General features: G+C 54.8%; 11 protein-coding genes. All 11 read right to left on the bottom strand.

The window, feature by feature from the left end; genetic code table 11:
• Positions 1 to 1,153 (bottom strand): RNA polymerase sigma factor region1.1 domain-containing protein (locus ACWVCN_RS04100; protein ID WP_455244245.1); only part of this gene is annotated, 1,153 nt, incomplete at its 3' end.
• Positions 1,154 to 1,155: 2 nt separating this feature from the next.
• Positions 1,156 to 2,970, bottom strand: a complete 1,815-nt coding sequence (gene dnaG / locus ACWVCN_RS04095) for a DNA primase (RefSeq protein WP_455244244.1) — start codon at positions 2,968 to 2,970, stop codon at positions 1,156 to 1,158.
• A 246-nt stretch (positions 2,971 to 3,216) separates the two neighbouring features.
• Entirely contained in the window at positions 3,217 to 3,561 is a 345-nt protein-coding gene (locus ACWVCN_RS04090; protein ID WP_455244243.1) for a histidine triad nucleotide-binding protein, read from the bottom strand.
• A 13-nt stretch (positions 3,562 to 3,574) separates the two neighbouring features.
• A complete protein-coding gene (gene hisIE / locus ACWVCN_RS04085) occupies positions 3,575 to 4,243 on the bottom strand; it encodes a bifunctional phosphoribosyl-AMP cyclohydrolase/phosphoribosyl-ATP diphosphatase HisIE (protein WP_455244242.1) in 669 nt (222 codons plus the stop codon).
• Positions 4,240 to 5,028, bottom strand: a complete 789-nt coding sequence (gene hisF / locus ACWVCN_RS04080; protein ID WP_455244241.1) for an imidazole glycerol phosphate synthase subunit HisF — start codon at positions 5,026 to 5,028, stop codon at positions 4,240 to 4,242. The genes hisIE and hisF overlap by 4 nt, the downstream gene beginning before the upstream one ends.
• Before the next feature lie 68 nt (positions 5,029 to 5,096).
• Complete coding sequence (gene hisA / locus ACWVCN_RS04075) at positions 5,097 to 5,843, bottom strand: 1-(5-phosphoribosyl)-5-[(5-phosphoribosylamino)methylideneamino]imidazole-4-carboxamide isomerase (RefSeq protein WP_455244240.1); 747 nt, start codon at positions 5,841 to 5,843, stop codon at positions 5,097 to 5,099.
• A 4-nt stretch (positions 5,844 to 5,847) separates the two neighbouring features.
• Positions 5,848 to 6,597 carry a hypothetical protein gene (locus tag ACWVCN_RS04070; protein ID WP_455244239.1) on the bottom strand — a complete coding sequence of 250 codons (750 nt, stop codon included), beginning with the start codon at positions 6,595 to 6,597 and terminating at the stop codon, positions 5,848 to 5,850.
• A 15-nt stretch (positions 6,598 to 6,612) separates the two neighbouring features.
• Entirely contained in the window at positions 6,613 to 7,224 is a 612-nt protein-coding gene (hisH, locus tag ACWVCN_RS04065; protein WP_455244238.1) for an imidazole glycerol phosphate synthase subunit HisH, read from the bottom strand.
• Between the two features lie 228 nt (positions 7,225 to 7,452).
• Positions 7,453 to 8,061, bottom strand: coding sequence for an imidazoleglycerol-phosphate dehydratase HisB (gene hisB, locus ACWVCN_RS04060; protein WP_455244237.1), 609 nt, complete (start codon positions 8,059 to 8,061; stop codon positions 7,453 to 7,455).
• Positions 8,058 to 9,341, bottom strand: a complete 1,284-nt coding sequence (hisD, locus tag ACWVCN_RS04055) for a histidinol dehydrogenase (protein WP_455244236.1) — start codon at positions 9,339 to 9,341, stop codon at positions 8,058 to 8,060. Before hisD ends, hisB begins: the two co-directional genes overlap by 4 nt.
• Positions 9,338 to 10,054: ATP phosphoribosyltransferase (gene hisG / locus ACWVCN_RS04050; RefSeq protein ID WP_455244235.1), on the bottom strand; the 717-nt coding region annotated here is incomplete at its 5' end. The genes hisG and hisD, both read right to left, overlap by 4 nt.

Raw genomic sequence — 10,054 nt, 5'->3', positions numbered from 1 at the left:
TGGTGTACTTCTTGGCGATGCTGACAACGAGGCGTAAATTCGCCTCCACCAACTCCGCCTTGCCGCGCTTGACCTTTTCCTCCGCCACATCCAAATGCTTGACGGCATCCTTGATCTCCTCCCCGGACACCAATGCCTCTTCCGTCTCCAACTGCCGAATGCGGCTCTTCGCCGTCTGATACAGTCGCTTAATTTCTTGAAGCGTTTCTTCAGAGACGCCGGTCTTTCGTTTGACCGCCAGAAAATCCTTCTTGTCCCGACAGAGCTTCCGCAAAAGTTCGGCGCCAGCCTCGCCGCCGACGCCAAGTCGTCGCTGACAACTCGCAATCTCGCGTTCCGCCGTCCGAATCATGATCGCCATCTCTCGAACGCGCTGCACCATCCGGTCCTTCAAGACGCCGTGGAGATTGACCGCCTCCATCTTGTCGACGACCTGCTCGCGGATCGCGTCGATTTGCTTCTTGATCTTCTTAAGCTTCGCGGGATCTTTCCCGGCCTGGCGGGACTTTTCATACAGTCCCTTCAAAGATGTCGAGACCTTACGGACTGCGTTCAACCCCTCGAGCGTTTTCAGCCGTAGCTCTTCAAAATCCCGTTCAACCTCTTCTTCTTCGAAATCCTCTTCCGTCTCCTGAATCGGGACGATTTCTCGCACATCGATCTTCCCGTTCTTGAGTTGGTCGCGGAGCGAGAGGATGAACTCGATCGTCATCGGCATGCCGTACACGACGAAGCCGATATCCCGCTTCCCTTCCTCGATGCGTTTGGCGATCTCGATTTCCCCTTCACGACTCAACAGCGCGACGCTGCCCATCTCTTTCAAGTAGAGTCGGACGGGATCGTCGGTGCGGCTCAAGGCACCGGGAGTGAGATCGATCTCTTTTTCATTTTCCTCGCTGGAGTCCCCCTCCTCGGCTTCGTCCCCGCCTTCCTCCTGGTCCCCGCCGCGGACTTTTTGTTGCCGCTCTCCGTCCGGCGCATCGACAATCTCGATGTCCATCTCGCCAAACATCGACATAATGCTTCCGAACTGCTCCGACGACACCACTTCCGCAGGCAACGTACTGTTCAACTCGTCGTAAGTCAGAAATCCTTTCTCCTTTCCGATCGAGATGAGCTTTTTGACTTCGACCAGCAATTCTTGTTTCGGCATACTTACTCCTTGACCAAAGAAAGAACCCTTGCAGCAGGTTGACCAGCCTTCTGCATCCGCAATTCATTGACACGCGCATTCAGCGCCTGAGCATCGTCGCTACGCCCCTCACGCTCAGCCGCCTTGAGTTGAACGATTAACTCCCGCAGCACCGCTTCTGCCTGTTTACGATCGAGCGTAGCCAGGCAACCCTGAATATGCGCCTTAATATCGTCGAAATGTTCCTCGCGCATAGACAATTCCGTTGCTAACGGCCCGCATTCCGGATCGTCCACTATAATGTCGAGCAAATGGCGCAGTCCCACCCGACCGTCTTGATCAAGATGAGCAAGTGCCTTCTCTACCACTGAACGACAAGCCGGAACGGAAAAGGTCTCGGGCCGTAACCGTCTCACATCGGCGGGAGTCAACTGTCCATGCAGGAGCAAATAGACCAGATCGCGTTCTTCCGGTGCCCCCTTGTAGCTTGACGCAGCCGACACGTCGGCCTTTCGAACGGCAGCCCGCTTGGCTTCTTTGGCAATCAGAGCAGGATACCGGTCGATCAACCGCTGCTGGTTGATACCAAGGCGCTCCGCCACAAGCCTGATTCGTTCTTCCCGCTCGATGGGGTGTTCACTTTTCTGCAGAATCCGCAACACCTCATCCACGCTTCGTATTCGCCCTTCGATTGTGCTCGCTTCGGCTGTTTTGAGGCTGTGTTCTAGCGCGAAATCCAGCAGGCTCGGTGCCTGCCCTTCCAGATGGGCAAACGATTCAGGACCCTCTTTCCTCACGTAGGTGTCGGGATCCTCTCCTGTCGGCAACGTGACCACCTTCACCCCTAAGCCGCTGTTGACGAACAAGTCTAATCCTCGTAACGCCGCTCGCACGCCGGCGGCATCGGGATCGAACAGCAGCACGACTTTGGATGCAAACCGCCGCAATACTTGAATATGTTCCGGTGTCAACGCAGTTCCCAGTGTCGCCACTGTATGCGTCAAACCGGCCTGATGAAGCGCAATGGTATCGAAATAGCCCTCGACGACAATGACGGTTTTCGTACGAGTGATGGCCTCACGCGCTACATCTAACGCAAATAGCGTCTGCCCTTTCTTAAAGAGGGCGGTGTCCGGCGAGTTGAGATATTTCGGTGTCCCCTCACCCAGTACTCGACCACCGAATCCCACAACACGTCTACGGAGGTCCGTGATCGTAAACATAACCCGAGCCCGAAACCGATCATAATATCCACTTCCGCTGTCCCTGGCAATGATGAGCCCAGCCGACGCCAACTCGCTTTGCGTGAACCCTTGATTGGTCAAGTTCTTCAGCAATCCATCCCATTCCGCAGGCGCCACCCCGATCCCAAAGCGTTCAATCGTGGCCTGGCGAATACCGCGACCAAGCAAATATTCGCGCGCATCTGCTCCGACGCAGCTGTCACCGAGATTCTGTTGGAACCAGCCGGCTGCCGCCTGATTCAATTGTTCAATACGTCCTGCCAGAGCAGCGTGAGGGCCTGGCACAGTCGCGGATTCTTGAATCTCGATCCCGACTTTACGCCCCAGATCTCGGACGGTTTCCGGAAAACTTGCACCAGTGATCCGAGTGAGAAACGTGAAGACATTTCCTCCCGCCCCGCAACCGAAGCAGTGGAAGATTTGACGGGAAGGGCTGACAGTGAACGACGGGCTCTTTTCTTGGTGAAACGGGCAGAGTCCTTTGAGATTTTGGCCGGCTTTCGTCAAACTGACGTGCTGCCCGACAATCTCCGCGATGTCGATTCGCTCTCGTATTTGATTGATAAGCTCTTCGGAGATCAGGCCTCGGCCCACGGGAGTCGCAACTCCTCTTCACCCATCGCAAGCCGATGGGGCAAAAAACGTAACTGATCGGAAAAATTGACCGTTCAGACTAACAGAGGGATGAGAAATCTGTCAAACCCTCGAGTGGCCACCGGAACCAGCGGGACCTGACGGAAACTAATCCATCAGGAAGCTTTAACAATCCGTTCGAAGAGGGTGCATAGACGATCAGTGAGGAGCGATAGTCTGCGGGAAAGAGCCTTGATTGCTTCTTCCTTACCCTGGCGGCCATCCCATATGCCGCCCCCCCATCACGTGAAAATGTAGATGGGCCACCGTCTGACCTCCGTCACGACCTGTATTGATAACCACGCGATAGCCTGACTCTGTCAAACCTTTCAGACGAGCTACTCGCGAACAGGAAAAGAGCAATCGGCCGAGCAAACCCTCATCGTGTGTACCACACTCCTGAACCGAAGCCACATGCTTTTTGGGGATGACCAGGGTATGGACCGGCGACTGAGGATTGATGTCGTCGAAAGCAATGGCCTGTTCGTCTTCGTGAACAATCTTCGCCGGAATCTTTTTCTCCGCAATCTTGCAGAAGAGACAATCGCTCATTCCCTCCCCCTCGTTATTTCTCGGGCCTGAGTCCTGACTTGCCGAATCGCTGCCCCAGTTCCCGATAAATCTCCTGCAGTGAAATCCCGTGGTACCCGAGGACCATCAAGGTATGGAAGAACAAATCCGCCACTTCATAGATGATCTCCTCTTTCTTCCCTCCCTTTGCCGCAATGAGTACCTCACCGGCTTCCTCTGCTACCTTCTTGAGAATTTTGTCGTGTCCGCCTTGAAACAGTTTCGTCGTGTAGGAACCGTCTTGCGGATGCGTACGGCGATCTTCGATTGTTCGCAAGACTCCCTCAAGAATCCCGCCGTACCCTTCGGAGGTTTTTTCTTGTTCGTGAATCCCCCGCTCATCGAGCTTCGAAAAAAAACATGCCCGTTCACCCGTGTGACAGGTCGGCCCAATCGGTTGTGCTTTCACTAAGATCGTATCTCGATCGCAATCCACCAAAAGTGTCTTGACTAGTAATTTATTACCGGACGTTTCTCCCTTCTCCCAGAGCTTGTTGCGTGAGCGGCTCCAGAAATGAACTGTCTTCGCAGCCAATGTCTTATCAATCGATTCTTGATTCATATAGCCAAGCATGAGAACGCTGCCGTCCAGCCAATCTTGGACGATCGCGGGGAGCAGTCCCTGATCATCGAACTTGAACTTGCCCGTCATGGTTTCCTTCATGATTTCCCACCCTGCGGAATCGATTCAAGTCGCACCGGCACTCCCCTATCCCGCAGATACGCTTTTGCTTGCGGAATCGTATAGGTTCGAAAGTGGAAAATCGAGGCGGCCAATACCGCGTCCGCCTTGCCTTTCACAAACCCGTCGTAGAGATGTTCCAACGTACCAACACCTCCAGACGCAATCACTGGAATAGAAACTTGGCCGGACACAGCGGCGGTTAGGCCTAGATCATAGCCGCTTTGCTGGCCGTCCTGATCCATGCTGGTCAGCAAGATTTCCCCGGCGCCATAGGCTTCCATTCTCTTGGCCCATTCCACTGCATCGATTCCTGTCGGCTTACGCCCGCCATGGGTGTGCACTTCCCATCGATTTGGGGCCGCACTCCGCTTTGCATCGATCGCGACAACGATACATTGCGTTCCGAAACGTTCGGCTGCTTCCTTTACGAACTCGGGACACTGAACAGCAGCCGTGTTGATGCTGACTTTGTCTGCCCCGGCGTTCAAGAGATTCCTGATGTCATCCAGTGTCTTTACTCCTCCTCCGACCGTTACCGGCATAAAAACACAAGCAGCTGTCCGTTCGACGACGTCAAGAATCGTCTTGCGATTCTCGTGCGATGCAGTAATGTCAAGGAAACAGAGTTCGTCCGCCCCTTCGCGGTCGTAAACGGTCGCGGCTTCTACCGGATCACCCGCATCGCGGAGATTGACGAAGCTCACCCCTTTGACCACACGGCCGTCTTTCACATCGAGACAAGGAATGATGCGCTTGGTCAACATGTTCGCTTCGCTCACTCACAGTCAGAGGCTCGAGGCTTGCGGCCAGGATCCGTTCGGACGGATCCGTTTCACCTGTTGCCTTTTGCCCCTTGCCCCTCGCCTATTGCGGCCGCCGCCGCGGTGTAATCCAATTTACCGTCGTAGAGCGCCTTTCCTACGATCGCTCCTTCGACTCGAGGACCAAGTGCGTGCACGGCACGTAGATCATCTACCCTCGCAATACCGCCGGAGGCAATGACTGGGAAAGAGGAAAAGTCCACAACCTCCTTCAAGGCTTGGATATTTGGTCCGCTCAACATACCGTCGCGTGAAATGTCGGTGTAGATCACGGCCCCTATCTCATAGCCTGAAAGCTCTTTGAGTAAATCGATGGCCTTAATCTCGGAAACTGCCGTCCATCCCTTTACGGCAACCCTCCCGTCCCGGGCGTCCAATCCCAGCAAAATCCGCCGAGGAAATTCTTTGCAGGCTTGTTCCAGAAAGGCGCAATCTGTCAGCGCTACAGTCCCCAGTACCACACGCGACACCCCTGCGGACAGGTACCGACGGACGGTGTCGATGTTTCTAATTCCGCCACCAACCTGCACCTTCACACTGACCGCCTTGATCACCGCTTCTATCTGCGGAAGATTTCTTGGCTCTCCATCGACTGCCCCGTTTAAATCAACCACATGGATCAAACTCGCACCGGCCTGTTGCCAGCGCCTTGCCACCGGCGGCACCTCTTCTGAATAGACTGTTTCGGCAGCCATATCGCCCTGACGTAACCGGACACACCGCCCGTCCTTCAAATCAATCGCCGGAATCACCAACACGCTGCTACTCCTCCGCTAACCCAAATGGAAATTCCTTCATCACCTCATCGACTCCGTATCGCGCCAGCTCTTCCGCCGTCACGAATGCCCACCGCCTCAAAAAGCCGAAAAAGTCCTCGGTCATGGGCTGCTGCCGCTCATAGTAATTCCCGACCCAGAGGACCCGCCCGTCCACGGCCACAACCTTCACCAGAAATCCTACAGCTGCGGGAGGGTTCGCCCCGGCTTTGCTGCCAACCCGTTCCTGATAGACCGAAACACGTCCGATCATAGCGGCATCGGCCTTGACCGTTTTTGCCACTGCAGCACCCATGGCTTCAGGCGTGGCTACTGTTCCAAGATCACCTAACTTGGCGATGTCATACGGTGAAAGAACAACGATACCTTTCCGATTCCGCAATCGGTTCCAAAACAACTGAGTGACTTTTTCTGCGGCGTAATCCGGAACCGTGACAGTCTGACCAACTTGCTCCACCGCGTTTGGGGGAACAGCCAAGGAGATATCGGATCGTCTGATGCTCTCAGGTGCAGACAAACGGTGATCTCGAAGATCACGAATTTGCGGCGTTACCAACGCTGAAAATGGCACGAGCGCAATCGTCTCTACTTGATAGCGAGAGATGTCGCTCGACGCCTGCGTCGTGACTTTCGACCCGCCGCATCCGGCCAAAAACAGCACTCCACACAGAAAACAGGTCGTACCTGTCCAACCAAGATCAGGCCCACATCCTGTTTCAAGCCGCTTACTCCTCACCCTTCACCCTTTCCGCTATGGTTTCCATAATCCGAAGTTTTTGATAAGACGCAGACCGGATGCCTGGCTTTTTTCCGGATGAAACTGACAGGCCACGACGTTGTCTTTCCAGATACTTGAGACGAACGGCATGCCGTAGGTAGTCATCGTTGCGACAACTATACGGTCTGCCGGATCGACAAAATACGAATGGACAAAATACCAGTTGGAGCCATCCGCAATCCCATCGAATATCGGGCAGGTTTTCTGCATTTTGATCTGATTCCAACCCATGTGCGGCACCTTGAGCGACGGATCCAAGTCGAACTTTCTCACCCTTCCAGGAATGATATCGAGCCCTGTATGCAAACCGAACTCTTCGCTTTCGGAAAAGAGGAGTTGCAGCCCGAGGCAGATGCCAAGAAATGGCTTACCCGATTTGATCGTGGATCGGATAGATTCGACCAAATCCAACCGTTTCAAGTTCGCCATGCAATCGCCGAACGCGCCGACACCTGGCAACACGACATGGCTGGCCTTCCTAATCTCGGCAAGGTCGCGTGTCACCATTGCCTGGTGCCCCACTGCCTCAAAGGCTTTAGAGACACTGCGCAAGTTACCCATCCCGTAGTCGATAATCGCAATCATAGCCACTTCGTGGAGGCAAAAGGCTTTGAGGCTAGTGGCGAGAGAAATTACGCGTTCACGAACCAGCCGCTTGCCCCGCGTCTCTAGCCTCCCGCCGTGCCGTGAGGCTGTAACAATACCGCAACCAGCGCAACCGCGCTACTCCTCTGTTCTGCAACAAAACAGAAAGGGCAGGTCGTTTGCACAACCTGCCCCATCTTTTTCCCCTAAATATTCGCCCTTATTTGCTTACAACATGCCTTTCGTCGACAACACTCTTCCGGCCAAACGCTCCTCCGGCATCGTGGCCTGATCGAGGGCCTTCGCCACTCCTTTGAAGATTGCCTCCATTATGTGGTGCGGGTTGCGGCCATAGATCAGATTGATGTGCAAATTCAAGCCACCATGTGTGACGAAAGCCTGAAAGAAATCTTCGAACAGGCCCAGGTCGAACGCCTTAATCTTTCGATCCGGCAAGCTCACATTGTACACGAGAAACGGCCGCCCGCTCAGATCCACGGTTACCTGTGCCAGCGTCTCATCGAGCGGCGCAGAAGCAAAGCCGAACCGCTTAATCCCGCCCTTCTCGCCCAGCGCCTGATGCAGCGCCTTCCCCATGACGATGCCGATATCTTCGACGGTGTGGTGTTCGTCGATATCGATATCACCTTTCGCCTGGATCGTCAGGTCGAAGAATCCGTGCTTTGCCAGCAACTCCAGCATATGGTCGAGAAACCGAATGCCCGTGTCGACCTGGCCTCGCCCCTCACCGTCGAGTTTCCACTCTACACGGATATCGGTTTCTTTCGTCGCACGATGCAACGAAGCTTTTCTGGGTGCTGATGCGTTCTTCTTCATGAAAACCTGCTTTGGGCCGACTTCGCATGGGCATCGAATCCTTCGATGTGCGCTAGTCGTATAAGGTGATCTTTCACTTTACTGAGCTCTTCCCTCGTATAATGCACGATATTGCTGATCTTCGTATAGTCGTGGATCGAGAGTGCTGAAAAGAATTTCGCAGTTGCACCGGTCGGTAACACATGATTCGGTCCCGCTATATAGTCCGCTACTGACGGCGGTGTATAACGCCCAAGGAACAAGGCGCCAGCATGCCGTACTTTCTCCAGGTAGTCGAAAGGCTCATCGACTGATAACGTGAGGTGCTCCGCCGCAATTTCATTAGCTACAGCGATGGCTTCTTCCATCGTCGTCACGACAAAAGCGACCGAATGCCGTGCCACCGACTTTGCTGCAATCTTCTCCCGTTGCAAACCTTTCAGTTGGCTCTCGACTAAACGAACCACCTCCTTCGCCAGCCGTGCAGAGGTGGTTACAAGCCAAACTTGCGCATCTTCGTCATGTTCAGCCTCACAGAGCAAGTCGGCTGCAACATGAGCGGGCTTGGCATCGTCATCCGCCACAACGAGCAACTCGCTCGGTCCCGCAACCATATCGATCCCGACCGTGCCATAGAGCACTCTCTTCGCAGTCGCGACATAAATATTCCCGGGCCCGAGAATCTTATCGACTTTGGGAATGGTCTTCGTCCCGAAAGCCAGGGCACCGATCGCCTGGACACCGCCGACTCGATAGACTTCGGTCACACCGGCAATATCGGCGGCGACAAGAAGATAGGGATTGATCCCGCCCTTCTGGGGAGGAGTTACCATGACGATACGCTCCACACCTGCAACTTTGGCCGGGATCGCACTCATCAACACGGTCGAAGGATAGACTGCCTTGCCGCCCGGAACGTAGACACCGACCGAGTCGATCGGCGTGATGACCTGACCCAACGTTGCCGCACCGTCCTGGTACATCCAGGTTTTGGTTCGCTGACGCTCATGGAAGGCCGTGATACGCTGCGCGGCAAACCGCAATGCATCGCCTTCGTCCTTACGGATATGGAAATAGGCTTCTTTAATCTCTTCAGCGGTGACTTTGAGTTGATCCGGCTTAATAGAGATCCTATCGAACTGTTTGGTGAATCGGAGCACCGCCTTATCGCCCCTGCGCTCGACGGCCTGGAGAATCGATTTGACCGGCCTTTCCACAGCCGCCCCTTGCACGCGGGCACGAGAGGCCACTTTCTTAAGGGTTTGGGTGAAGGCCCGGTCTGTCGAGGCAACGATCTTCATCTGCGCGCCCTTGTATGCTTTGTCCGCTTATGCCCTTTTGCTCTTCCGGGCTTTGATGAAGCGGCCTTACGAGACACCGTCGGTTTGGCGCAAGCTGCCCTGAGCTTCTTCACCAACTCCGCAACCGCCTGATGTTTCAATTTGAGGCTGGCTCGATTGACGATCAGGCGTGCAGTGGATTGGGCGATGCATTCCACCTCGACCAGATCATGCGCCTTGAGCGTCTTGCCGGTCTCCACCAGATCCACGATCCGGTCGGCAAGGCCGACAATCGGTGCCAGTTCGATCGAGCCGTAGAGCTTGATGATTTCGACCGGCACGCCGCGCTGATTGAAGAATCGCTCCGTGATCTTTGGATACTTGGTAGCGACACGGATTTTTGAAGAGAGCCGGTCGCGAGATTCTTGTCCACGGAGCGCAGCGACGGCAATTCTACACGCTCCGAAACCTAAATCCAATGGCTCATAGACGTCGCTGTCCTGTTCTAAAAGCACGTCTTTCCCGACGATGCCGACGTCCGCAGCCCCGTATTCCACGTAGGTCGGAACATCGGTCGGCCGGACGATCAGAAACGTCATGCCGATGTCCGGACATTGGAACACCAGGCGGCGACTCTCTGTAGCCAATCGCGCCGAACCATAGCCGGCCCGACCGAACAATTCCAATGTCGGTTCGATCAACTTCCCCTTACTAAGCGCAACGGTCAGCATCAC

This window comes from Petrachloros mirabilis, from assembly GCF_975968855.1.
This window is presented reverse-complemented; position numbering and strand designations above follow the sequence as displayed.

What these genes read in the sequence shown, in the direction of transcription:
- ACWVCN_RS04090 (WP_455244243.1), bottom strand. Translation starts at nt 3,561, where the DNA reads ATGAGCGATTGTCTCTTCTGCAAGATTGCGGAGAAAAAGATTCCGGCG.
- hisIE (WP_455244242.1), bottom strand. Translation starts at nt 4,243, where the DNA reads ATGAAGGAAACCATGACGGGCAAGTTCAAGTTCGATGATCAGGGACTG.
- hisF (WP_455244241.1), bottom strand. Translation starts at nt 5,028, where the DNA reads ATGTTGACCAAGCGCATCATTCCTTGTCTCGATGTGAAAGACGGCCGT.
- hisH (WP_455244238.1), bottom strand. Translation starts at nt 7,224, where the DNA reads ATGATTGCGATTATCGACTACGGGATGGGTAACTTGCGCAGTGTCTCT.
- hisB (WP_455244237.1), bottom strand. Translation starts at nt 8,061, where the DNA reads ATGAAGAAGAACGCATCAGCACCCAGAAAAGCTTCGTTGCATCGTGCG.
- hisD (WP_455244236.1), bottom strand. Translation starts at nt 9,341, where the DNA reads ATGAAGATCGTTGCCTCGACAGACCGGGCCTTCACCCAAACCCTTAAG.